The 21,206-nt window shown below is 73.5% G+C and carries 23 protein-coding genes; 9 read left to right on the top strand and 14 right to left on the bottom strand.

Features of this window, described 5'->3' with window-relative positions:
• Positions 1-151 precede the first annotated feature (151 nt).
• From AB0M30_RS38850 to AB0M30_RS38840, 3 genes are read right to left on the bottom strand one after another with little or no spacing between them, the layout of a single operon-like run.
• On the bottom strand, positions 152-790 hold the full coding sequence (locus tag AB0M30_RS38850) for a VC0807 family protein (protein ID WP_364594938.1): 639 nt from the start codon (positions 788-790) through the stop codon (positions 152-154).
• Positions 787-1,380, bottom strand: a complete 594-nt coding sequence (locus AB0M30_RS38845) for a TetR family transcriptional regulator (RefSeq protein WP_364594935.1) — start codon at positions 1,378-1,380, stop codon at positions 787-789. Before AB0M30_RS38845 ends, AB0M30_RS38850 begins: the two co-directional genes overlap by 4 nt.
• Before the next feature lie 46 nt (positions 1,381-1,426).
• Positions 1,427-2,362 carry an AraC family transcriptional regulator gene (locus AB0M30_RS38840; protein WP_364594932.1) on the bottom strand — a complete coding sequence of 312 codons (936 nt, stop codon included), beginning with the start codon at positions 2,360-2,362 and terminating at the stop codon, positions 1,427-1,429.
• A gap of 81 nt (positions 2,363-2,443) precedes the next feature.
• Here AB0M30_RS38840 and AB0M30_RS38835 point away from each other — a divergent pair, with 81 nt between their 5' ends.
• Together AB0M30_RS38835 and AB0M30_RS38830 are read left to right on the top strand one after the other, a co-directional pair.
• Positions 2,444-3,265, top strand: a complete 822-nt coding sequence (locus AB0M30_RS38835) for an NmrA family transcriptional regulator (protein ID WP_364594929.1) — start codon at positions 2,444-2,446, stop codon at positions 3,263-3,265.
• A 17-nt stretch (positions 3,266-3,282) separates the two neighbouring features.
• Entirely contained in the window at positions 3,283-3,735 is a 453-nt protein-coding gene (locus AB0M30_RS38830) for an anthrone oxygenase family protein (protein WP_364594926.1), read from the top strand.
• On the opposite strand, the gene AB0M30_RS38825 is transcribed toward AB0M30_RS38830, so the two are convergent.
• Genes AB0M30_RS38825 through AB0M30_RS38805 form a run of 5 tightly spaced genes read right to left on the bottom strand, consistent with a single transcriptional unit; the run spans position 3,732 to position 7,685 of the window.
• The gene (locus tag AB0M30_RS38825) at positions 3,732-4,217 is read right to left on the bottom strand and encodes a GyrI-like domain-containing protein (RefSeq protein ID WP_364594923.1); all 486 of its coding nucleotides are present in this window, start codon (positions 4,215-4,217) and stop codon (positions 3,732-3,734) included. The genes AB0M30_RS38830 and AB0M30_RS38825 overlap by 4 nt on opposite strands.
• The gene (locus AB0M30_RS38820) at positions 4,217-4,552 is read right to left on the bottom strand and encodes a YciI family protein (protein ID WP_364594920.1); all 336 of its coding nucleotides are present in this window, start codon (positions 4,550-4,552) and stop codon (positions 4,217-4,219) included. The genes AB0M30_RS38825 and AB0M30_RS38820 overlap by 1 nt, the downstream gene beginning before the upstream one ends.
• Position 4,553: 1 nt before the next feature.
• Positions 4,554-5,318: an alpha/beta hydrolase gene (locus AB0M30_RS38815; RefSeq protein ID WP_364594917.1), complete on the bottom strand. Its 765-nt coding sequence runs from the start codon at positions 5,316-5,318 to the stop codon at positions 4,554-4,556.
• Entirely contained in the window at positions 5,315-6,592 is a 1,278-nt protein-coding gene (locus AB0M30_RS38810) for a sigma-70 family RNA polymerase sigma factor (RefSeq protein ID WP_364594914.1), read from the bottom strand. Before AB0M30_RS38810 ends, AB0M30_RS38815 begins: the two co-directional genes overlap by 4 nt.
• 22 nt (positions 6,593-6,614) lie before the next feature.
• Positions 6,615-7,685 (bottom strand): TetR/AcrR family transcriptional regulator, encoded by a 1,071-nt coding sequence (locus AB0M30_RS38805; protein WP_364594911.1) that lies wholly within the window; start codon positions 7,683-7,685, stop codon positions 6,615-6,617.
• An 86-nt stretch (positions 7,686-7,771) separates the two neighbouring features.
• Between AB0M30_RS38805 and AB0M30_RS38800 the strand changes: the two genes are divergently transcribed.
• Positions 7,772-8,947: a cytochrome P450 gene (locus AB0M30_RS38800; protein ID WP_364594908.1), complete on the top strand. Its 1,176-nt coding sequence runs from the start codon at positions 7,772-7,774 to the stop codon at positions 8,945-8,947.
• Here AB0M30_RS38800 and AB0M30_RS38795 read toward each other — a convergent pair.
• Positions 8,930-9,706 carry a TetR/AcrR family transcriptional regulator gene (locus tag AB0M30_RS38795; RefSeq protein ID WP_364594905.1) on the bottom strand — a complete coding sequence of 259 codons (777 nt, stop codon included), beginning with the start codon at positions 9,704-9,706 and terminating at the stop codon, positions 8,930-8,932. The genes AB0M30_RS38800 and AB0M30_RS38795 overlap by 18 nt on opposite strands.
• A 79-nt stretch (positions 9,707-9,785) precedes the next feature.
• On the opposite strand from AB0M30_RS38795, the gene AB0M30_RS38790 reads away from it, so the two are divergent.
• The 4 genes from AB0M30_RS38790 to AB0M30_RS38775 are packed head-to-tail and all read left to right on the top strand — an operon-like array spanning position 9,786 to position 15,131.
• On the top strand, positions 9,786-10,712 hold the full coding sequence (locus AB0M30_RS38790) for an ATP-binding cassette domain-containing protein (protein WP_364594902.1): 927 nt from the start codon (positions 9,786-9,788) through the stop codon (positions 10,710-10,712).
• Positions 10,709-11,491: an ABC transporter permease gene (locus AB0M30_RS38785; protein WP_364594899.1), complete on the top strand. Its 783-nt coding sequence runs from the start codon at positions 10,709-10,711 to the stop codon at positions 11,489-11,491. Before AB0M30_RS38790 ends, AB0M30_RS38785 begins: the two co-directional genes overlap by 4 nt.
• Positions 11,492-11,535: 44 nt before the next feature.
• A complete protein-coding gene (locus tag AB0M30_RS38780; RefSeq protein ID WP_364594896.1) occupies positions 11,536-14,046 on the top strand; it encodes a DEAD/DEAH box helicase in 2,511 nt (836 codons plus the stop codon).
• A complete protein-coding gene (locus AB0M30_RS38775; RefSeq protein ID WP_364594893.1) occupies positions 14,043-15,131 on the top strand; it encodes an SWIM zinc finger family protein in 1,089 nt (362 codons plus the stop codon). Before AB0M30_RS38780 ends, AB0M30_RS38775 begins: the two co-directional genes overlap by 4 nt.
• 436 nt (positions 15,132-15,567) lie before the next feature.
• Here AB0M30_RS38775 and AB0M30_RS38770 read toward each other — a convergent pair whose 3' ends face one another.
• Entirely contained in the window at positions 15,568-16,689 is a 1,122-nt protein-coding gene (locus AB0M30_RS38770; RefSeq protein WP_364594890.1) for an FAD-dependent monooxygenase, read from the bottom strand.
• Positions 16,690-16,766: 77 nt separating this feature from the next.
• Between AB0M30_RS38770 and AB0M30_RS38765 the strand changes: the two genes are divergently transcribed.
• Both AB0M30_RS38765 and AB0M30_RS38760 read left to right on the top strand, forming a co-directional pair.
• Positions 16,767-17,300, top strand: coding sequence for a TetR/AcrR family transcriptional regulator (locus AB0M30_RS38765; RefSeq protein ID WP_364594887.1), 534 nt, complete (start codon positions 16,767-16,769; stop codon positions 17,298-17,300).
• Positions 17,301-17,391: 91 nt separating this feature from the next.
• Positions 17,392-17,886 (top strand): pyridoxamine 5'-phosphate oxidase family protein, encoded by a 495-nt coding sequence (locus AB0M30_RS38760; RefSeq protein WP_364594884.1) that lies wholly within the window; start codon positions 17,392-17,394, stop codon positions 17,884-17,886.
• Here AB0M30_RS38760 and AB0M30_RS38755 read toward each other — a convergent pair.
• The 4 genes from AB0M30_RS38755 to AB0M30_RS38740 are packed head-to-tail and all read right to left on the bottom strand — an operon-like array spanning position 17,883 to position 21,173.
• Complete coding sequence (locus AB0M30_RS38755; RefSeq protein ID WP_364594881.1) at positions 17,883-19,505, bottom strand: acyl-CoA dehydrogenase family protein; 1,623 nt, start codon at positions 19,503-19,505, stop codon at positions 17,883-17,885. The two genes, AB0M30_RS38760 and AB0M30_RS38755, sit on opposite strands and share 4 nt — an antisense overlap.
• Complete coding sequence (locus AB0M30_RS38750; RefSeq protein ID WP_364594878.1) at positions 19,489-20,094, bottom strand: TetR/AcrR family transcriptional regulator; 606 nt, start codon at positions 20,092-20,094, stop codon at positions 19,489-19,491. Before AB0M30_RS38750 ends, AB0M30_RS38755 begins: the two co-directional genes overlap by 17 nt.
• A gap of 33 nt (positions 20,095-20,127) precedes the next feature.
• Positions 20,128-20,583 carry an SRPBCC family protein gene (locus tag AB0M30_RS38745; RefSeq protein ID WP_364594875.1) on the bottom strand — a complete coding sequence of 152 codons (456 nt, stop codon included), beginning with the start codon at positions 20,581-20,583 and terminating at the stop codon, positions 20,128-20,130.
• 26 nt (positions 20,584-20,609) lie between these two features.
• Positions 20,610-21,173 carry an XRE family transcriptional regulator gene (locus tag AB0M30_RS38740; RefSeq protein ID WP_364594872.1) on the bottom strand — a complete coding sequence of 188 codons (564 nt, stop codon included), beginning with the start codon at positions 21,171-21,173 and terminating at the stop codon, positions 20,610-20,612.
• Between the last annotated feature and the right edge of the window lie 33 nt (positions 21,174-21,206).

Genomic DNA, 21,206 nt, shown 5'->3' with positions numbered 1-21,206 from the left:
CGGTTTCCGGGGGGGGGGGGTCTCGGTACCAGCCACCCGCCCACCCCACCCCGGGCTAGCCCCGCCGCGCCCGCCCGGCGGCGTGCCCCCCGGCGGGCGGCCGCGGCGCCGATTCCGCTCGCGCCGCCGGTGATCAGCGTGACCGCGCCGGTCACCGCGCCGCCGCCACGGGGGTGACTTCCACGCCGTTCAGCCGCAGCCCGTGGCGGCGCAGGAAGGCGCGGCCGAAGACGCGTTGGACGATGACGAGCGCGGCGAGCGTCACCACCAGCAGGGCCAGTTCGGCGAGGGGCACCGCGTCCACCGGCAGGACCAGCACGATCACCGCCCGCAGTACCGCGTCGAGCAGGCACGCCGCCGCCCAGAGGGCGCTGCACAGGCGCAGCAGGCGGCGAAACGGCGGGTGGTCGTCCCAGTTGCGGCACCAGGTGCGCTGTTTGTCCTCGTCGAAGACCGTCCTCGCCGCTTCGTACAGGAACGGGCGCCGGGCCCACACGGTGACCAGGAGGAATCCGCCGAGCGCCGCCATCAGCACCACGCCGCGCAGCAACAGGGCGCGGGGGCTGCCGCTGATGAAGGACCCGGCCACGGTCACCGCCATCGCGCCGAGCACGAACCAGCGCACGCCGCCGATCCGCTTTCCCGCCGCCAGGTCGCGCAGTCCGGTGACGACCGGGATGGCCGCGCCGGCGAGGAGGGCGAGCAGCTGGTTCACGCCCGCGGCGCGCAGCCCGTAGAACAGCGCCAGCGGCGCGAGCACCTCGATCAGGACGCCGTTGAGCCGCTTCACCGGGCCACCGCCAGGGTGAACGTCGTGACGACTTCGGCGGTGTAGGCGTCGAAATCGAAGTCGGCTTCGTCGCGCAGCCGGCGTGCGGCTCCGTCGACGGCTCCCCGGATCAGCACCGCCATCGACCGGAGGTCGAAGTCGCGGAATTCGCCGCTCGCCTGGCCCTGGGCGAGGAGCTTCTCCAGGCTCTGCACGCTGACTTCCTGCGCGCTGACGGAGGTGTACGACCGGCCGGTCGCGGTGCGCAGGTGCGGGCCGATCTCGGTCAGGGCCGCCATGTCGTCGGGGTGTTCGCGCAGGAACTGCAGGTTGGCCTCGAGGTAGGCCCGCACCTTGCCGGTCGCGGTGTCTTCGGCTTCGACCCGCTCGTTGATGAACACCGCCCCGGCGGTGAGGACGTGCATCAGGATCTCGTGGATCAGTTCGTCCTTGTCGGCGAAGTGGTAGGAGATCATCCGCGGGCCGCTCAGCCCGGCCTTCTCGGTGATCCGCGCGAAGGACGCTTTCGCGTACCCCACCTCCGCGATCGTGTCGATCGCCGCCCGCATGATCTGTGCCCGCCGCGCCTCGTTGGTGAACGTCCGCCCCATGACCCCTCCACACTTTTATCTGATCAGATAAAAGTTACCACAGTCGTTACGTCCGCGCCCGGTAGTTCTGCGGGCTGACGCCGAATTCGCGCTTGAAGGCCGTGCTCAGGGCGAAGGCGCTGCCGTAGCCGACCTGGCGGGCGATCGAGGCGATCGTCGTTTCCGGGTGCTGGCGCAGCAGGTCGGCGGCCAGGGCGAGCCGCCAGCCGGTCAGGTACGCCATCGGTGTCTCGCCGACCGAGGCGGCGAACCGCCGGGCCAGGGCGGCGCGGGACACGCCGACGTCGGCGGCGAGCTTGGCGACCGTCCACGGCTCGGCCGGCTGGTGCTGCAGCAGCCGCAGCGCCTGTCCGACGATCGGGTCGTCGTGGGCCCGGTACCAGGCCGGTGCGCTGGTGTCCGGCCGGTCGAACCAGGCTCGCAGCGCGGCGATGAGCAGCAGGTCGAGCAGCCGGTCGAGGACGGCTTCCTGGCCGGGTACGTCCCGGCCGATCTCGGCGGCGAGCAGCCCGGCGACCGGGTTCGGCCAGTCGGCCGCGCGCAGGACGAGCACCGTCGGCAGCGCGGCCAGCAGCCGGTTGCTCAGCTCGCCTTCCATGCCGTAGGTGCCGGTGAGCAGCACGACCGGGCCGTCGGTGCCGTGGCCCCAGGTGCGCACGCCGAGGTCGGCGAGTTCGGTCAGGTGACCGCCGTCGGGGGTGCGGCACTCCTGGCCGGGCAGGATGAGCGCCTGCGGCGGCGTCGACGGGTGGTCGGCGACCAGGTAGGAATCGGGGCCGCGGACGATCGCGACGTCACCTTCGCCCAGCAGGACGCCGTCGGCGGTGTCGGGCACGATCCACGCTTCGCCGCGCACCACCGACACCACGGTCAGGGGTGCCCGGTCTTCGATGCGCAACGACCACGGCGGGGTCACCACCGAACGCAGCAGGAACGCGCCGTGGGCGCGGGGGCCGTCGAGGAGCGCGGCGAGTGGATCCATGTCTCGACTGTAGACGCTGGAACATGCGATCGAGGCTTTCAGCTATGGAGAGTCTCACCGGTGGCCGGTTGACTGACTTCCATGACAACGAACTTCCTGGTGGTGGGCGGCACCGGCAAGACCGGTCGCCGGGTGGCGGACCGGCTGCGCGAGCGCGGCCTGCCGGTGCGGAGCACGTCGCGGCGCGGGGTGCCGCCGTTCGACTGGGGTGACCGCGGCACGTGGGCGCCGGTGCTCGACGGCGCCGGCGCGGTCTACCTGACCTACTACCCCGATCTGGTGGTGCCGGACGCCGCCGGCGACATCCGCGCCTTCGCCGAACTGGCGGTCGCGGCCGGGGTGCGGCACCTGGTGCTGCTGTCCGGCCGCGGCGAAGAGGAAGCCGAGGCCTGCGAGGGGATCGTCCGGGCGGCCGGGACCGGCTGGACGATCCTGCGGTGCAGCTGGTTCGCGCAGAACTTCAGCGAGCACTTCCTGCTGGACGCGGTGCGGGCCGGGGAGATCGCGCTGCCGGCGGGGACGGTGACCGAGCCGTTCGTCGACGTCCGCGACATCGCCGACGTCGCGGTGAAGGTGCTGACCGAGCCCGGGCACACCGGCGAGCTGTACGAGCTGACCGGGCCGCGGCTGCTGAGTTTCGCCGACGCCGCCGCGCAGATTGCCGCCGCGTCCGGGCGGGATGTCCGCTATGTTCCGGTTTCGGCCGGGGAGTTCGCCGCCGCGGCGGCGGGGCGGGGCTTGCCGGAGGCGGAGGCCGGCGCGCTGACCGAGCTGTTCGCGCGGGTGCTGGACGGCCGCAACTCGTCGGTGACCTCCGACGTCGAGCGGGTGCTGGGCCGGCCGGCGACGGAGTTCGCCGATTTCGCCCGGGATGCCGCGGCGACCGGGGTCTGGGCGCGGTGACGGGGAAGGGGAAACCGATGTCGACGGTGGTGCTGGTGGCCGCGCTGGTCGCGGCGGGGTTGATCGCGGGGTTGTTCTACGCTTACGCCTGTTCGGTGATGCCGGGCCTGGCGCGCGGGGACGACAAGATGTTCGTGGAGGGCATGCGCGGGATCAACGTGGCGATCGTGAACCCGGTGTTCCTGCTGACGTTCCTGGGCGCGCCGCTGCTGGCCGGGGTGGCGGTGTTCCTGAACCCGGGGCCGCGGCCGTGGGTGATCGCCGGGTTCGTGCTGCTGGCGGCGATGGTGGTGATCACCGGGGTGGTCAACATCCCGCTGAACAACGCGCTCGACAGCGGGGGCGACGACTACGCGGCGGTGCGGGCGGCGTTCGAGACGACGTGGGTCCGCTGGAACGTGCTGCGCGCGCTGGTGAGCACGGCGGGCTTCGGCTGCCTGGTCGCGGCCGTGCTCACCCGGCGCGGTTAGCCCTCGATGCGGAAGAGCAGGTCGGTGACCCACCGGGCGGGGTCCGGGACTTCGCGGGGGTCGCTGCGCAGCACTTCCAGGCGGCAGCCCCATTCCTCGCCGTCCGCTCCCGGGGTGCGGTCCCAGGTGAGGCCTTCGGCAGCACCCCAGGCCAGCACGGCCTCGGTCGCGGCGGCGAGGCCGCCGGGTGGGCCGACGTAGGTGTCGAGGACGAACCGGCCCGCCGGGAGCTCGCCGAGGAAGGCGGGCTCGGCCGGGGCGTGGCCGCCGTCGATCGGGACGCCGGCTTCGACGGTGAACCGGGGGCCGGGGTGGAGCACGCGGTAGCGGAAGAACGGCGCTCCGGCCAGGGCCACGCCCCCGGCGGCGAGGGTGCCGATCAGCGGTGGCAGCCGGTCGGCGATCCGCGGGAAGTCCGCGATGCCGACGGTGGCGCGTTCGGCGACGTACCGCTGGGCGGGCCGCTCGACGACGGCGGGCATCAGGCGAAGTCCTCCGGTCCGAGCATCGGGCGCACCTCGATGCTGCCGTAGGTGGCGGCGGGGTGGCGGGCGGCGAGTTCGAGGGCTTCGTCGAGGTCGGCGCAGTCGAGGATGACGAAGCCGCCGATCTGTTCCTTGGCTTCGGTGAACGGCCCGTCGGTGAGCAGCACTTCGCCGTCGCGGACGCGGATGGTGGTGGCTTCCGACGGCGGGCGCAGGCCGCCTCCGCCGCGGACCTTGCCGCGGCGTTCCATGTCCTCGCTCCAGCCGCCGCAGCCGTCATGCGCGTGTTCTTCGGCCGTTTCGTCGCCGCAGATCATCAGCAGGTACTGCATGTCAGCATCCTTTCAGGACTTCGCGCAGGCGCGCGGCGAAAGCTTCGGCGTCGGTGTCGAACCCGCCGTGGCCGCCGGGGAACACTTCGGTGGCGACGCCGAGGGCCTCGGCCAGCCCGAGGGCGGCCTGGTGGACCGGCAGTTCGGTGGACTGCTCGCCGACGGCGACCACCAGCCGCGCCGGCGTGGCCCTCAGCGTGTCGAGGTCGGGCTCGTAGGCGCCGGTCGCGGGCATGAGGTGGCCGAAGAAGTAGGCGAAGTTGCCCTCGGCGCGCGGGTCGAGGGGCGGTGCGGGGTCGACGCCCACGACTTTCATGAACGCGGCGAAGGCGGCCGCGAGGCCGTGGTCGCGGAACAGGGTGGGGATGTCGGGGCCGTCGAGGGCGCCCGCGGGCAGGTACCGGGTGACCGGCGGTTCGTGCAGCACGGCCGTGCGGACGTCGGCGGGGTGGTGGCGCAGGTGTTCGAGCAGGGTGATCGCGCCGCCGCTGCTGGCCAGGACGTCGGCCGGGCCGACTTCGGTGAGCAGCCGGTGCACGTCTTCGGCGTGGTCGCGGACCGGATCGGGCCCCGGGGTGCCGTCGAGGGGGCTGCGGGACAGGCCGCGCGGGTCGTAGGTGACGACGGTGTGGTCTTCGGCCAGCAGCGGCCGGAGGTGCGTGAACACCGCGGCGTCGGCGGGGCCGCCGGGGATCAGCAGCAGCACCGGCCCGCGGCCGTGGACGTCGTAGGTGAGGGTGGCGCCGGGGACGGCGAGGGTGGTCATCGGTGTTCCTCCGGTGGTCGGGCTTCACCAGCCCGACGAACGGCGTCGCCCGGGACCGACACCGTCTCGGAAATTCTTCGCGCGAGGTAGCTGCGTTCGGCGTCGGTGCCGGCGAGGTCGCGGGCTTGCTCGTACCAGCGCCGGGCTTCGGCGTGGCGGCCGAGGCGGCGGAGGAAGTCGGCGCGGGTGGCGGCCAGCAGGTGGTAGCCCGGCAGCGGCAGGGCGTCGAGGAGGGCGAGCCCGGCGGCCGGTCCGTCGGCCATGCCGACCGCGATGGCGCGGTTGAGTTCGACGACGGCGCTGGGGACGTGCTTGCGCAGCTGGTCGTAGAGGCCGGCGATCTGGGGCCAGTCGGTGTCGGCGGCACGGGCGGCGGTGGCGTGGCAGGCGGCGATGGCGGCCTGGATCTGGTACGGCCCGGGACGGCGCCGGCGCAGCGCGGTCTCCAGGACGGCGGTGCCTTCGGTGATCGCGGCGGTGTCCCAGCGGGTGCGGTCCTGCTCTTCGAGCGGGACGAGGACGCCGTCGTCGTCGACGCGGGTGGCGCGGCGGGCGTGCTGGAGCAGCATCAGGGCGAGCAGGCCGAGTGCTTCGGGTTCGTCGGGCATCAGCCGCGCGAGGACGCGGGCGAGCCGGAGCGCTTCGGCGGCGAGGTCCGGGCGGAGCAGGTCGGGTCCCGCGCTGGCGGAGTAGCCCTCGTTGAACGTCAGGTAGAGCACGCCGAGCACGGCGTTGGTGCGTTCGGGCAAAAGGTGGGCTGGCGGGACGCGGTAGGGGATGCGGGCGTGGCGGATCTTGCGCTTCACCCGCACGAGCCGCTGGGACATGGTGGCTTCCGAGACGAGGAAGGCGCGGGCGATCTCGGCGGTGGACAGCCCGGCGAGGGTGCGCAGGGCGAGCGCCACCTGGGCTTCGGTGGCCAGCGCGGGGTGGCAGCAGGTGAAGATGAGCCGCAGCCGGTCGTCGGTGACGCCGCTGTCGTCGGGTTCGGGGACCGGGCTGGGGACGGGCATGCGGGCGGCCTCCCGGAGCTTGGCGGCGCCGAGGGCGTCGCGGCGGAGCCGGTCGGTGGCGCGGTGGCGGGCGGCGGTGGTCAGCCAGGCGCCCGGCCGATCGGGGACGCCGTCGCGGGGCCAGGTGCGCAGGGCGAGGGCGAAGGCTTCCTGGGCGCACTCCTCGGCGAGGTCCCAGTCGCCGGTGATCCGGATGAGCGTGGCCACGACCTGGCCCCACTCTTCGCGGAACGCCTCGGCGAGCGCGGTCTCGACGTCCACCCCACCGCTCCTTTCGTGCCGGTCAGTACCCCGACGAACGGGACGGCCCGGGACCGACAGCCGCGGCGTGACACGCGCCGTACCCTTCGGCGCGCACGACGATCCGGCCGTCTTCCACGCGGACCGCCGTCTCGGTGGCGTCGCTGACGGCGGTGACGCCGGCGGCGGCCGCGAGTGCGCCGGTCGCGTCGCAGACGAGCCGCAGCCGGGGCCGGGCCGGGGGTGCGATCGCCTGGTCGAGGCAGCCGCGCAGGTCGGCGACGGCGAGCCGGGCCAGTGGCGCGAGTTCGCCGGGGTCGCTGGTGACGAGCACGGCGGTGACGTCGGCGCCGGCGCGGACGGCCTCTTCGAAGGCGGCGGCGCGGTGCAGGCCGAGGACGGTGACGACGCCGTCGCCGGGCCGGAAGGTTTCGCCGGTCAGGAGATCGGTCGCCGCCGGCGGGTTCCACGGCTCCCCGGCGGGCCGGGCCTGGGTGGTGATCGGCGGCTCGGCCGGCCAGTCGTCGCTCAGGTCCAGCTCGAGCAGGGCGGCGCAGGCGGTGACCAGGTGGAACGGCTCGCCGAAGCCGGGCGCGGCGGCGGCGAGCTGGCTCGCGCCGTGCAGCGTGGTGAGCGCGGCTTCGGCGACCCGCACGAGACGGCGTCCCGGCCGGACGCGTTCGAGGGCGAGCCCGAGCAGGATCGCGTCGACGTGCATGAGCTGGGCGAAGGGGCGCCGGGTGTGCTCGTCGGCGAGGACTTCGGGCAGCAGGTCGCGGGCGAGGCGGGCGTCTTCGCTGTCGGTGTCGGTGGCCAGCGGGAGCCGGGCGATCCAGGCGCGGGCGAAGGCGGCCAGGACGTCGGCCGCGGCCGGGTACCGCGGCGGGATGGCGGGCCGGGGTGCGCGTTCGGCGAGGTCGGCCAGGACGGCGAAGTACAGGGCGCGTTTGCCGGGGAAGTTGGAGTAGACCGCGCCGCGGGTGAGTTCGGCGCGTTCGGCGATGACGTCGATCTTCGCTTCGCGGAAGCCGCGCTGGGCGAACTCGTCGCGGGCGGCGGTGAGCACCTTGGCGCGGTTGCGCTCCTGGGTCTCCGCCCTGCTGAGCCTGGCCATCGTCCTCCTTGCCGTGGGATCGCCGATCAAGATACCGTGACCACTGAAATGATAAGAACATCTGATTTGAACATCTGGAGTGGTGGATGACCCCCGAGATCGACCTGACCGACCCGAAGGTGCTCACCGACCCGTTCACCGCCTACGACCGGGCGCGGGAAGTGAGTGCGGTGGCCAAGCTGGTCATCCCCGGTTTCGGTCCGTTCTGGGCCCTGACCCGCTACGCCGAAGCGCGCGCGATGCTGACCGACGCGCGGTTCGAGGTGAACTCCGGCAGTTTCATGCGGCCGCCCGGGATCCCCGAGCACTGCCTGGCGTACCTGGAGACGATGTCGGAGAAGGACGGGCCGGAGCACCTGCGGCTGCGGCGGCTGGTGGCGCCGGCGTTCACGCCGAAGCGGGCCGCGCAGCTGCGGCCACGGCTGGCCGCGATCACCGAGGGGCTGCTCGACGAGCTGCCCGGGCACGCCGAAGACGGCGTCGTCGATCTGGTGCCGCACTTCGCGCGGCCGCTGCCGATCGACGTCATCTGCGAGCTGGTCGGCATTCCCCCGGCGGATCGGCCGCGTTGGCGCGAGTACGGGGCCGCGGTCGCGAGCGGGATGGGGCCGGACTTCGCCGCGGCGATCCCGGCGATCATCGAGGGCGCGCGGGAAGCCGTGGCGCGCAGCCGGGCCGAGCCGGGCGACGACCTCATCGGCGACCTGGTGCGGGTCCAGGCCGAGGACGGTGACCGGCTCACCGACACCGAGCTGGTCACCCTGGTGTGGCACCTGGTCCTGGGCGGGCAGACGCCGGTGAACCTCATCGCCAACGCCGTCGAAGCGCTGCTGGGGCACCCGGACCAGCTGGCTCTCCTGCGCACGGACCCCGGGTTGTGGCCGGGGGCGGTGGAGGAGCTGATGCGCTGGTGCAGCCCGCAGCTGCTGACGACGCCGCGGTTCGCGCGCGAGGACGTCGAGATCGACGGCGAGCTGATCCGCCAGGGTGAGCGGGTGACGGCGGCGTTGGTGGCCGCCGACCGCGATCCGCGGGCGTTCGCCGAGCCGGACCGCTTCGACATCACCCGTTCGGGGCCGGCGCAGCTGGGCTTCTCGCACGGCCCGCACTTCTGCCTGGGCGCCTCGATCTCGCGGGTGCAGACCGAGGTGGCGTTGTCGTCGCTGTTCGCGCGCTTCCCGGACCTGGCGCTGGTGGAGGACGTCCCGCGGGCGCCCGACGGCGGGACCTGGCGCCCGGCGCGGCTACTGCTGACGTTCTGACACGAGCGCCTCGATGCCGTCGAGGACCCGGGCGAGGCCGAAGCGGAAGGTGTAGGCCGGGTTCTCGGCGGCGTTGTGGGCTTCCCCTGCCGCCTGGCCAACGCGGGCCGAGATCGGGTAGTGCGCCGCGTCGGCGGCCGGGATGCCGGCCAGCACCGGCCAGGCGCGCTCCCACCACTGCGCGTCGGTCATGCCGGTGGCGCGGACCAGGCGGGCGTTGTCGAGCGAGCTGCGCGCGGTGCTCCGGACCAGGCCGGTGACGAGGCTGACCACGGCGTCCATCTCGACGTCGCCGAGGCCGATGCCCTCGATCGCGCGCAGTTCGTGTTCGTACTTGGCGAAGCTGTGCGGGCCCAGCGCCGAGCGGCTGGTGGTCACGTGCAGCAGCCAGGGGTGGCGGTGGAACAGCGCCCACTGCGCTTCGGCGATCGCGGTCAGCGCCGCCCGCCAGCCGAGGCCTTCCTCCGGGGCGGCCAGCTCGCCGTGGGCGTGGTCGATCATCAGGTCCAGCAGCTCGGCCCGGCCCGGCACGTAGGTGTAGAGCGACATGGGGGAGACGCCGAGCTGCTCGGCGACCCGGCGGATGGTGACGGCTTCGATGCCGTCGGCGTCGGCGAGCGCGATCGCGGCGCGGACGACGTCGGCCGTGGCCAGCTTGGGTTTGGGGCCGCGGCGCGGGGGTGCCGAGACGCCCCAGAGCAGCTCGATCGCCCGCCGGGGGTCGCCGTCACCGTTCTCCTGCGTGCGCACTCCGGCCATTCTGCCCACCTGATTCCCGTACAACGTACAGAGTTGTGCTAACCTCTTTTTCGTACACTGTACAGAGTTAAGGGGCAGGATGACTCCGCACATTCACGCCGAGGGACTGCGCAAGCGCTACGGCGACGCGTACGCCCTCGAGGGGTTCGATCTCTCCGTCCCGGCCGGCACTCTGTGCGGCCTGCTGGGACCCAACGGCGCGGGCAAGACCACCGCGGTCCGCGTGCTCTCGACGCTGCTGCGTCACGACGGCGGCGTCGCCCGGGTGGCCGGGTTCGACGTCGCCACCGAACCGGCGAAGGTGCGGGCGTCGATCGGGCTGGTCGGCCAGCAGGCCGCCGTCGACGAAATCCTGTCCGGGCGGCAGAACCTGATCCTCTTCGGCCGGCTGCACCACCTGGGCCGCCGGCAGGCCGCCCGGCGCGCCGACGACCTGCTCGAGCGGTTCGGCCTCGCCGACACCGGGCCGAAGCCGGTGTCGGCCTACTCCGGCGGGATGCGGCGGCGGCTCGACCTGGCCTCGGCACTGCTGGCGGCCCCGGGGGTGCTCTTCCTCGACGAGCCGACGACCGGGCTGGACCCGCGCAGCCGCGCCGAGGTCTGGCGGGCGGTGCGATCGCTGGTCGCGGACGGGACGACGGTGCTGCTCACGACGCAGTACCTGGAGGAGGCCGACCGGCTGGCCGACCGGATTTCCCTCGTCGAGCACGGCCGGGTGATCGCCGAAGGGTCCCCGGCCGAGCTGAAGGGCTCGCTCGGGGTGACCCGCATCGAGCTGGTGCTCACCGACCCGGACGCGCTCGGCGCGGCGGCGGGCCTGCTCGCGCGGGTCACCGGGGCCGAGCCGGTCACCGAGGAGCTGCGGGTGAGCGCGGCGGCCGAGCCGTCGATGCTGACCGACGTCGTGCGGGAGCTGGCGGCGACCGAGCTGGCGTTCGCCGACGTGGCGCTGCGGCAGCCGACGCTGGACGAAGTGTTCCTGCAGCTGACGGGGGTGCCGCGATGAGGTGGGCGATCGAAGACGGCTGGACGCTGACCCAGCGCTGCCTGGCCCAGCTGGCGCGGCGCCCGGCGCGCCTGGCCGGGGTGGTGGCGTTCCCGATCCTGATGGTGCTGATCTTCGCCTACCTGCTCGGCGGCGGGATGAGCGTGCCCGGCGGGGGCTCCTACCGGGAGTTCCTGATGCCGGGGATGTTCGCGATGACCATGGCCTTCGGGCTCTCGGGGACGATGATCGCGGTGCTGGACGACACCGGCAAGGGCGTCACCGACCGGTTCCGGTCGCTGCCGATGGCGCCGTCGGCGGTGTTCACCGGGCGGGTGGCGGCGGACCTGGTGAACGCCGTCCTCGCGCTGGCCGTGCTGGTCGGCTGCGGGTTCGCCGTCGGCTGGCGCCCGCACGGCAGCCTGGGTGAGACCCTCGCGGCGCTGGGCCTGCTGCTCCTGCTGCGGACGGCGCTGGTGTGGGCCGGGATCTACCTGGGCCTGCTGACCGCCGATCCGTCGATGGTGACAGTGGCGCAGACGCTGGAATTCCCGTTCGGGTTCCTCTCCGGCGCGTTCGTGGCGACCTCGACGATGCCGGCGTGGCTGGGAACCGTGGCGGAGTGGAACCCGTTGTCCTCCACGGTGACCGCGGCGCGGGTGCTGTTCGGCAACCCGGGCGCGGCGGGGACGTCCTGGGTGAGTGCGCACGCGGTGCCGATGGCCGTGGGGTGGCCGCTGGTGCTGCTGGCGGTGTTCGTGCCGTTGTCGGTGCGCAGGTACGGGAGGCTGGGGAACTGAACGTCCACTTCGAACCGGGCGAACCACCGCGGACGGGCCGCCTGGTGGTCGACGGTCGTGAACTGTCCATTGCGGACGGCCTGCCGGAGCTGCTGGCCGGCACTGACGCCTTCTGGGCGACCGCGGCGAAGGCCGCGCTGCGGCTGGTGGCCGCGGGACGGCTGCTGCCCGGCGTCACCGCGGCCGGACACGACGCCTGGCGCGTCGGTCCGCTGGAACCGGCGGAAGCCGCGTGGCTGCGGGACCTCGCCGCCGCGATGCCGCCGGACGAGCGCGCGCCGGGACCGCTGCTGCGGGCCTTCCTGGACGCCGTCGCCGACACGCTGCCCCGCACGCCCGCCGCGGCCAAAGCGGCCGGGACGCGGTTGTTCGCCGCCGTCGCACCGCAGCGCGCGGATGCCCTGCGCGACTGGGCGGGCGAGCTGGCCGCGGGCCTGGACTCGGGGATCCGCGTGTCGCTGCGGGTGACCGCACCCGGCGGGTTCGAGAGCGGGCGGTTCCACGCCGTGGTCCAGGTGCACAGCCTGGCCGATCCCGGGCAGGTCGCCGACGCGGCGCAGCTGTGGGAGACCGGGCGCTTCGGGCCGCGGGCCCGCATCGACGTCCTGCTGGCGTTGCGCCGCGGCGCGCAGGTGTGGCCGGCGCTGAGCCCGCTGCTGACCTCGGCGGTGCCGGCCGAGGTGGCGCTGGGCGAGGACGACGTGACCGAGCTGGTCGCGGCCGCGGCACCACGGCTGGCGGCGGCGGGGATCGACGTGCACTGGCCGGCCGAGCTGGCGGGAGCGCTGACCGCGCGGCCCGTCGTCCGCGCCGGGGACACCCCGGGCGATCTGCCGTCGTTCTTCGGCGGCGGGCGCGCGCTGGCGTTCGATTGGCAGCTCGCGCTGGGCGGTGAGGTGCTGACCGAGGCGGAACTGGACGCGCTCGCCGAGGCGCGCCGCCCGGTGGTGCGGCTGCGCGAGCGCTGGGTGCTGGTCGATCCGGCGCTGGCGGCGAAGGCGCGGGACCGGGCGCTGAAGCCGCTGACCCCGGTCGACGCGCTGGGGGCGGAGCTGTCGGGGACGACCGAGGTCGACGGCGAGGTGGTCGAGGTCGTCACCGGCGGCTGGCTGGCGCGGCTGCGGGAGCGGCTGTCCGAGCCGCCGCACCCGCAGGCCCCGCCGGCCGGGCTGGCGGCGACGCTGCGGGACTACCAGCTGCGGGGGCTGCAGTGGCTGGCCACGGTGACCGGGCTCGGGCTCGGCGGGTGCCTCGCCGACGACATGGGCCTGGGCAAGACGGTCACGCTGATCGCGCTGCACCTGCACCGGGCCGCGGGGCCGACCTTGGTGGTGTGCCCGGCTTCGCTGCTGGGCAACTGGGAACGCGAGATCCGCCGGTTCGCCCCCGGCGTGCCGGTGCGGCGCTTCCACGGCAGCGCCCGTTCGCTCGAGGACGTCGAGAACGCCGCCGGGTTCGTCCTCACGACCTACGGCACGCTGCGCACCGATCCCGCGCCGCTGGCCGGGGTTCGGTGGGGGCTGCTGGTGGCCGACGAGGCCCAGCACGTCAAGAACCACCGTTCGGGCACGGCGAAGGCGCTGCGGCTGGTGCCGGCGGCGGCGCGGGTGGCACTGACCGGCACGCCGGTGGAGAACACGCTCTCGGAGCTGTGGGCGATCCTCGACTGGACCGCGCCCGGCCTGCTGGGGTCGCTGAGCGAGTTCCGGACGCGGTGGGCGAAGCCGATCGAAGCCGGGGACTCCGCGGCGGCCGAACGGCTTTCGCGGTTGCTGCGGCCGTTCCTGCTGCGGCGTCGCAAGTCCGATCCGGGGATCGCGCCCGAGCTGCCGGCGAAGACCGAGACGGACCGGCCGGTGGCGCTCAGCGCGGACCAGGTGGCGCTGTACGAGGCGGTCGTGCGGGAGATGATGGCCGAGATCGCCGGGAGCGACGGGATGGCCCGGCGCGGCCGGATCGTCAAGCTGCTGACCGCGCTCAAGCAGATCTGCAACCACCCGGCGCAGTACCTCAAGGAACCCGGCGGCCGTTCGGGCAAGGTGGAGCTGCTCGACGAGCTGCTGGACACGATCCTCGCCACCGGCGGCGCGGTGCTGGTGTTCACCCAGTACGTCGCCATGGCGCGGCTGCTGGAGAAGCACCTGGCCGGCCGCGGGATCGCGACGCAGCTGCTGCACGGCGGCACCCCGGTGCCCCGGCGCGAGGAGCTGGTGGCCCGGTTCCAGGCCGGTGCGGTGCCGGTGTTCCTGCTGTCGTTGAAGGCCGCCGGGACGGGGCTGAACCTCACCCGCGCCGACCACGTCGTGCACTTCGACCGCTGGTGGAACCCGGCGGTGGAGGACCAGGCGACCGACCGGGCGTACCGGATCGGGCAGACCCGGCCGGTCCAGGTGCACCGGCTCGTCGCCGAAGGGACGGTCGAGGACCGGATCGCGGCGATGCTGCGGGAGAAACGGGCGCTGGCCGAGGCGGTGCTGGCCGGCGGCGAAGCCGCGTTGACGGAACTGTCGGACACCGAGCTGGCCGAGCTCGTCGAACTGAGGAGCCGCGGATGACCGACGACCGGGTGCGCGGGTTTCCCGCGTTCGGGGCGGCCGGGCACCTCGCCCGCTCGTGGTGGGGCCGGGCGTGGGTGCGGGCGATGGAGGACACCGCGCTGGACCTGCGTCAGCTGAAGAAGGGCCGCAAGTACGCCGCGGCCGGCCTGGTCGGCCCGATCACGGTCAGCCCGGGCCGCATCGCGGCGGTGGTCGACGACGCCGACGGCGGCCCGTACCGCACGCAGCTGCGGCTGGCTGAGCTGCCGGAGCCGGACTGGACGCGTTTGCTCGACCGCGTCGCCTCCCGCGCGGGGCACCTGGCGGCGCTGCTGGACCGCGACCTGCCGCCCGACCTGGTCGAGGCGGCAGGCGTCGACCTGCTGCCGGGGATCGGCGATCTCGATCCGGAGTGCGACTGCCCGGGCTGGGAGCTGCCGTGCCGGCACGCGGCGGCGTTGTCGTTCCAGGCGTCGTGGCTGCTCGACGCGGACCCGTTCCTGTTGCTGCTGATGCGGGGCAAGGGCGAGCGGGAGATCCGCGAGGAGCTGGAGAGCCGCACCGCACCGGTGCCGGTCGCGGAGCCGGCGGCGGACCGGGTTCCGGGGGAGCTGCCCGACCTGGCCGGGTTCCGGCCGTCGGGCGCCCCGTCGATCCCGGCGGCGCCGGGGGTGCCGGCCGAGGTGTTCGCGCTGCTGGCGGCGAACGCGGCCGGGCGGGCGCGGGCGTTGTCGGCGGGGCGGCCGTGGCCGGGTCGGCGGCAGGACGCGGTCCGCTTGGCCGCCGAGTTCCCCTCGGTGGCCGGGCGGCTGGGTGAGGGTGCGGGCTTCGCGCGGGCGGTCGCGGCGTGGCGGTACGGCGGGCCGGACGGGCTGGAGGTGCTGGAAACGCCGTGGACCCCGCCGAAAGCGGCCGTGGCGGCCGCGCGGGCGGCGCTCGCGGACGTGGCGGGGGAGCCGGTGTTCGAGCGCAACCACTGCACGGTCGGTGCGGTGCAGCTGAGGCTGGATCGCCGGGGCCGGTGGCACCCGTACCGGCGCGAAGGACAGATGTGGTGGCCCGCAGGGGCTCCGGAGCACGATCCGGGGCTGCTGGTGGGCTGAGTGCCGCCGGACGCCGGAGGTCGCGAATGACTCATTCGCGACCTCCGGCGTCCCGAATGAGTCATTCGCGGCACCCGCCGACCGGGCGCGCCGGACCGGGCCCGGTCGGCCAGCACCTGCGCTCCGGCTCGCTGCGGGGCTGAATTCCGCCAACTTTCCCGGTATCCAGCGCGGGACTCGTTGTCTCCTGTGCACTGACGGCGGGTTCCGCCGGGCCACTGGGGGTGCGGGCGCGCGGGTTCTCCCGCGCGCCCGCCCGGCTGCTGCCGGTGACCGACAGTGTTCGAGGCAGAGACCCGCTGTCGAAGCTGGAGGGGGCTCCCACCACCACGGGGTCCCCTCCAGCGTCAGGCCGCCGCCTTCGCCGCGTAGTCCTTGACCCGCATCGAATCGTGCATGCGGACGCCGCCGGTGTTGAGCTTCGCGAGTGCCCGCGTCACCCGGCCGGCAGTGCCGAGACCAGCTGGCCGCCCCGGGCCAGTGCCCAGACCCCGGCCCGTGAGGCGGGGATCAGGCTTCGTGCCGCGCCCATCGCGAAGGCGCGGCTGCGGCGCACCAGCTCGTCCATCTCCCGCTCGTAGGCGGCGAAGGCACGTTCGTGGTCGCCGTTCGCCGCGGCCAGTTCGCCGGCCAGGACGTACGCGCCGAGCACCGCGAGGCTCGTGCTGCCGCCGACGGCCGGGCCGGGGCAGTATCCGGCGTCGCCGACGAGCGTCACGCGGCCGCGCGACCACGTGTCCAGCCGCAGCTGGGTGATCGAGTCGAAGTAGAACGGGCCCGGGCCGTCGAGACCGGCCAGCCAGCCGTCGACCTGCGGATGCATCCCGGAGAACGCTGCCCGGAGCAGCTGCTGCTGGCGGGGAACGTCCCGGTGGTGGTAGTCGAGCGGCTCGTCGCGGCGGAACAGGAACACCGCGCGTGCCTCGCCCAGGTGCCGGGCGCTGTAGAGGGAGGCGGTGCGGCCGGGGCCGAGGTGGGTGATGGCCTCACCGTCGAGGCCGAGGCTGTCCGGCAGGGAAAGCACCGCCAGGTAGGCGCCGATGAACGTCGTCAGCCCGGCCTCTTCCCCGAAGACCAGGCGCCGGACGTTCGAGTGCAGCCCGTCGGCCCCGACGACGACGTCGAACCGGCGCGCCCGCGCGTGCTCGAAGGTGACCTCGCCGTCGGGGGAGATGCCGGTGATCGAGTCGCCGAAGAGGTACTCGACGTCTTCGCGGCCGGCGTCGTAGTAGATCTCGCTGAGGTCGTCGCGCATGACCTCGACGTGCCGGTCGGAGGTGGCCTGGAAGACCTTCGCCAGGTCCACCCGGATGGGCCGGTGGCCGCCTTCGCGGTGCACGGTCATCCGGGTCGTGCCGGTGGCGAGGGCTTCGACGCGGGGCAGCACGCCCATCCGTTCGGTGATGTCCATGGCCGGGCGGAAGAGGTCGACGGCGTGGCCGCCGGTCTTGCGCAGGGCCGGCGCGCGCTCGACCACGGTGACGTCGAAGCCGTGGCGGGTGAGCCAGTACGCCAGTACCGGGCCGGCGACGCTGGCACCGGAGACGAGAATCCGCATGAGTACCTCCCTGACTTAACGGTAGGTAAGTTGTACCACAGTCCCTTACCTATCGTTAAGTCAGTTATGCTGGCTCGGTGCCGAAGCCTTCCGACACCAAGCAGCGCATCCTCGACGTCGCCCGCGAGCTGTTCACCAGCCAAGGCGTCCAGCGCACCAGCCTGCAGGACATCGCCGACCGGCTCGGCATCACCAAACCCGCGCTCTACTACCACTTCCCGTCCCGCGAAGACCTGGTCCGCAGCATCGTCCAGCCCCTGCTCGACGACGGCGAGAAATTCCTCCTCGACCAGGAAGCCCGCGGCGACGCGCCGGTGCGCGAGCTGATCGAAGGCTTCTTCGACTTCAACTACCGCCACCGCGCCGACGTCGTCATGCTGCTGGCCGAGATGCCGACCCTGGCCGACCTCGGGCTCATCGACCGCGTCCTGGGCTGGCGGACCCGGCTCACCGAGCTGATCTGCGGCCCCTCACCCACCCTCGAACAGCAGGCCAGGGCCATCCTGGCCCTCGGCGGCCTGCAGGACGTCTGCATGCAGTTCCCCGACGTCCCGGTCGCCGATCTCAGAGCCGCCGCGGTCGCCGGCGCGCTCGACGCCCTCGGCCGCTGAAGTTTTCGCCGGCGCGTGTCGAGAACGCGCCGGCGGCTCCGTCCCCGGGGCATCAGCGGCCCCTCAGGCCGCCCCGGAGAAGGAGACGACCATGCTGCCGAACGAGATCGCCGAGGTCCTCGACAAGCCGCTCAGCCGCGAACTGCTCGACCGCGACGTCGCCCGGCTGGCCTACGTCGCCAAGGACGGCACCCCGCGCTCGATCCCCATCGCCTTCACCTGGAACGGCACGGAGATCGTCCTGTGCACGACGAAGAACGCCCCGAAGCTGCCGTCCCTGCGCGCCAACCCCGCCGTCGCCCTGACCATCGACACCGAAGTGCACCCGCCCAAGATCCTCCTCATCCGCGGCGACGCCGAACTCGACGTCGTCGACGGCATCCCGGAGGAGTACCTGCAGATGAACGGCAGCTACGAGATGACCCCCGAGCAGCGGGTCGAATGGGAACGCGAAGTGCGCTCCCTCTACGACGGCATGGTCCGGATCGTCATCACCCCGACGTGGGCCAAGCTGATCGACTTCGAAACCACCCTGCCCAGCGCGGTCGAGGAACTGGCCCGGCAGCGGGCCGAGCGGGCCGGCTAGCGAACCGCGGCGCGCTCGATGATCGCTCCCGTGTCGACGCCGGCCGGGAGCGTCCCGAACGCGATGCCCCAGTCGCCGCCGAACCGCGACGCGCAGAAGGCGTCCGCGACCGCCGGGTGGCCGTGGCGCACCAGCAGCGATCCCTGCAGCACCAGCGCCATCGCCTCGACCAGCCGCCGCGCCCGGTACTCGATGCCGTCCAGGTCGGTCAGCTCCTTGCGGACGCGGTCCACCGCGTCGTCCAGCCGGGCGTCACCGCCGGCGGCCTGTTCGACCTCGGCGAAGAACGCCGCGACCGACTCCGGCTGCCGGCCCATCGCGCGCAACGCGTCCAGCGCGGCGACGTTGCCCGAGCCCTCCCAGATCGACGACAGCGGCGCCTCCCGGTAGAGCCGCGGCATCCCCGACTCCTCGACGTACCCGTTGCCACCGAAGCACTCCAGGGCCTCGGCCGCGTGCGCCGGCGCCCGCTTGCACACCCAGTACTTCGACACCGCCAGCCCCAGTCGGCGGAACGCCTGCTCCTGCTCGTCACCACGCCGGTCGCCCGCCGCGGCCAGCCGCATCGCCACCGTCGTCGCCGCCTCGGACTCGATCACCAGGTCGGCCAGGACGTTCGCCATCAGCGGCTGGTCCACCAGCGCCTGGCCGAACGCACGCCGGTGCGTCGCGTGGTGCACCGCGCGGACCGCACCCAGCCGCATGCCCGACGCACTGCCCAGCGTGCAGTCCAGCCGGGTGTTGTTGACCATCTCGATGATCGTGCGGACCCCGCGGCCCTCCTCGCCGACCAGCCAGCCCACCGCGTGGCCGTACTCGATCTCCGACGACGCGTTCGACCGGTTGCCCAGCTTGTCCTTCAGCCGCTGCAGGAGGATCCGGTTGCGCGAGCCGTCCGGCAGGACGCGGGGGAGCAGGAAACAGGAGAGCCCGCCCGGCGCCTGCGCCAGCGTCAGGAACACGTCGCACATCGGCGCCGAGGTGAACCACTTGTGCCCGACCAGGGTGTAGCTGCCGTCCCCGGCCGGGGACGCGGTCGTCGTGTTCGCCCGGACGTCCGAGCCACCCTGCTTCTCGGTCATCGACATGCCCGCGAGCAGGCCGCGCTTGGTGGCCGGGTCCCGCAGCCCGAAGTCGTACTCGGTCGCCGCCAGCAGCGGCTCGTACCGCGCCGCGAGCTCCGGGTTCGCGCGCAACGCCGGAACCGCCGCGTACGTCATCGAAATGGGGCAGCTGTGCCCGGCTTCGACCTGGCCCCAGACGTAGAACTTCGCCGCCCGCGCCACGTGCGCGCCCTCGCGCGGGTCCCGCCACGGCGTGCCGTGCAGGCCGTGCGCCGTCGCGACCCGCATCAGGTCGTGCCAGTGGGGGTGGAACTCGACCTCGTCGATCCGGTGGCCGTACCGGTCGTGGGTGCGCAGCACCGGCTCGTTCTCGTTGACCAGCCGGCCCCACTCCTGCGCCTGCTCCGTCCCGGCCAGCCGGCCCAGCTCGTGCAGCTCCGCCGCCGCCCAGCCCGCACCGGCGCGCTCGAGCCCGGCCAGCAGCGCCGGATCGTCGGCGACGTCGTGCCCGGCCAACGGCGGGACCTGGTTGGTGACCTCATGCGTGGCGGGCATCGGAACCTCCTAGAGCGCGAAGGATGAACGTGCGAAGCTCGGCGACGTCACCGGCGTTTCCGCTGGTCAACGGCCCGATCAGGACTTCCGCGGCGGCGCCGACCAGCGCGGCGGCGGTGAGCCGGCCGTCCTGCGGCGGCAGCACGCCGTCCCGGACCCCGGCGGCGACGTGCTCGGCGATGACCTCGGTATAGGCCCGCCGGAACTCCAGCCGCTCGGCGTCGATGAGCGGGTCGACCGGCTCGATGAGCAGGGCATACGCCTGCTTCGGCGCCTTGAGAGCACGCTGGGCGAAGGTGTCGACGGCCGCCAGGACCCGCTCGGCCGGTGCCCCCGCCTCCGCCGACGCCGCCCGGACGGCCTCGACCTCCCGCGTCACCACCTGCCGGAACACGTGCACGACGAGGTCGGCCTTGGTGGGGAAGTGCCGGTAGACACTGCCGACGGCCACCCCGGCCCGGTCGGCGACCGCGGCGACGGAACAGCCGCCGTAGCCGTGTTCGGCCAGCTGCCGCGTCGCGGCGGCGACGATCGTCTCCCGCTGAGCGTCGAGGCGTTCCTGCACCTTCGGGGTGCGGCGGTAGGGCACGTCAAGAAGTGAAGCACTGATTCATTGCTTCAGTCAACGCTCGAGCAACCGCTTGGCACCCTTCACCTCGGCTTCGACGTCGGCCGGCAGCCTGCGACGCAGCACCGGTTCGACCAGCCACCGCAGGGGAGCGACGAACCCGAAGGCGATCCGGCGCCGCACCCGGATCCCCTCGCCCGCCGGCACGCACTCGAAGGACGCCTCGAACGTCGACAACCGGCGCGCCAAGCGATTCTCCGGCCGGTCGGGCAACCGCACATCGACCCGCCGGCCCGGAGTCAGCGTCATCCGGGACACGATCTTCGGGCCCGGCCCCAGCCCGGGCAGCACCGAGCGGAACCGGAACTCGGCGACATCACCGTCGGCGCGGACCCAGTCGATCCGGCCCAGCTTGCGGTCGACCTCCGCGTAGCGCCGTGGATCCATGACCAACGCCAGGAAAGCCTCGGGAGTGCACGACACGACCTCTTCCACGGTCACTTCCACCATGGAAAGAGCGTAATCGGATCGCCCGGTCAGCTCGCCCGCTTCACCAGCGCCACCAGGTACCGGCACGGCACCGGACCCGGGTTCGCGAACACGCAGTCCGCCGCCGGCCCCAGCTGCAAGCAGTCCCCGGCGGCCAGCTCGTGCACCTGCGCACCCTCGTGGAACCGCAACTGTCCGGCCAGCACCCAGATCTGCTGGTGCAGGAACGCATACGTCCCCGACACCAGCGGCACCTCGACCCCCGGCGGCAGCTCCACCTCCACCAGCTCCAGCGGACGGCCCGCCGCGGGGGAGACCGACCGCCGCCGGTATCCCGTGTCCGGGTCCACCCACACCGGCTGCTCCGCCGCACGCACCAGCCGGCGCTCGTCACCCTCGGCCCGCGCGATCAGCTCCGACAGCGTCAGGCCCAGCGCGGCCGACAGCTTCGCCAGCAACGCCGCCGTCGGCTGCACGTCACCCCGCTCGATCTTGCCGATCATCGCCCGCGACACCCCCGACCGGTCGGCGAGCGCCGCGGACGAGAGACCTTGCGACGTCCGGGCGGCGTGCACCGCGGCGGCCAGGCGTGCAGAGAGGGGATCGGTCATGACTCTGGATACTATACGAGCCATCACAGCTAC

This window comes from Amycolatopsis sp. NPDC051716, assembly GCF_040681595.1.
Classification (GTDB): Bacteria; Actinomycetota; Actinomycetes; order Mycobacteriales; family Pseudonocardiaceae; genus Amycolatopsis.
This window is presented reverse-complemented; position numbering and strand designations above follow the sequence as displayed.

Bases quoted from the DNA above. Each gene is read 5' to 3' on its own strand.
- AB0M30_RS38845 (WP_364594935.1), bottom strand. From the start codon at position 1,380: ATGGGGCGGACGTTCACCAACGAGGCGCGGCGGGCACAGATCATGCGG.
- AB0M30_RS38840 (WP_364594932.1), bottom strand. From the start codon at position 2,362: ATGGATCCACTCGCCGCGCTCCTCGACGGCCCCCGCGCCCACGGCGCG.
- AB0M30_RS38835 (WP_364594929.1), top strand. From the start codon at position 2,444: ATGACAACGAACTTCCTGGTGGTGGGCGGCACCGGCAAGACCGGTCGC.
- AB0M30_RS38830 (WP_364594926.1), top strand. From the start codon at position 3,283: ATGTCGACGGTGGTGCTGGTGGCCGCGCTGGTCGCGGCGGGGTTGATC.
- AB0M30_RS38825 (WP_364594923.1), bottom strand. From the start codon at position 4,217: ATGCCCGCCGTCGTCGAGCGGCCCGCCCAGCGGTACGTCGCCGAACGC.
- AB0M30_RS38820 (WP_364594920.1), bottom strand. From the start codon at position 4,552: ATGCAGTACCTGCTGATGATCTGCGGCGACGAAACGGCCGAAGAACAC.
- AB0M30_RS38815 (WP_364594917.1), bottom strand. From the start codon at position 5,318: ATGACCACCCTCGCCGTCCCCGGCGCCACCCTCACCTACGACGTCCAC.
- AB0M30_RS38805 (WP_364594911.1), bottom strand. From the start codon at position 7,685: ATGGCCAGGCTCAGCAGGGCGGAGACCCAGGAGCGCAACCGCGCCAAG.
- AB0M30_RS38800 (WP_364594908.1), top strand. From the start codon at position 7,772: ATGACCCCCGAGATCGACCTGACCGACCCGAAGGTGCTCACCGACCCG.
- AB0M30_RS38795 (WP_364594905.1), bottom strand. From the start codon at position 9,706: ATGGCCGGAGTGCGCACGCAGGAGAACGGTGACGGCGACCCCCGGCGG.
- AB0M30_RS38790 (WP_364594902.1), top strand. From the start codon at position 9,786: ATGACTCCGCACATTCACGCCGAGGGACTGCGCAAGCGCTACGGCGAC.
- AB0M30_RS38785 (WP_364594899.1), top strand. From the start codon at position 10,709: ATGAGGTGGGCGATCGAAGACGGCTGGACGCTGACCCAGCGCTGCCTG.
- AB0M30_RS38775 (WP_364594893.1), top strand. From the start codon at position 14,043: ATGACCGACGACCGGGTGCGCGGGTTTCCCGCGTTCGGGGCGGCCGGG.
- AB0M30_RS38770 (WP_364594890.1), bottom strand. From the start codon at position 16,689: ATGCGGATTCTCGTCTCCGGTGCCAGCGTCGCCGGCCCGGTACTGGCG.
- AB0M30_RS38760 (WP_364594884.1), top strand. From the start codon at position 17,392: ATGCTGCCGAACGAGATCGCCGAGGTCCTCGACAAGCCGCTCAGCCGC.
- AB0M30_RS38755 (WP_364594881.1), bottom strand. From the start codon at position 19,505: ATGCCCGCCACGCATGAGGTCACCAACCAGGTCCCGCCGTTGGCCGGG.
- AB0M30_RS38745 (WP_364594875.1), bottom strand. From the start codon at position 20,583: ATGGTGGAAGTGACCGTGGAAGAGGTCGTGTCGTGCACTCCCGAGGCT.
- AB0M30_RS38740 (WP_364594872.1), bottom strand. From the start codon at position 21,173: ATGACCGATCCCCTCTCTGCACGCCTGGCCGCCGCGGTGCACGCCGCC.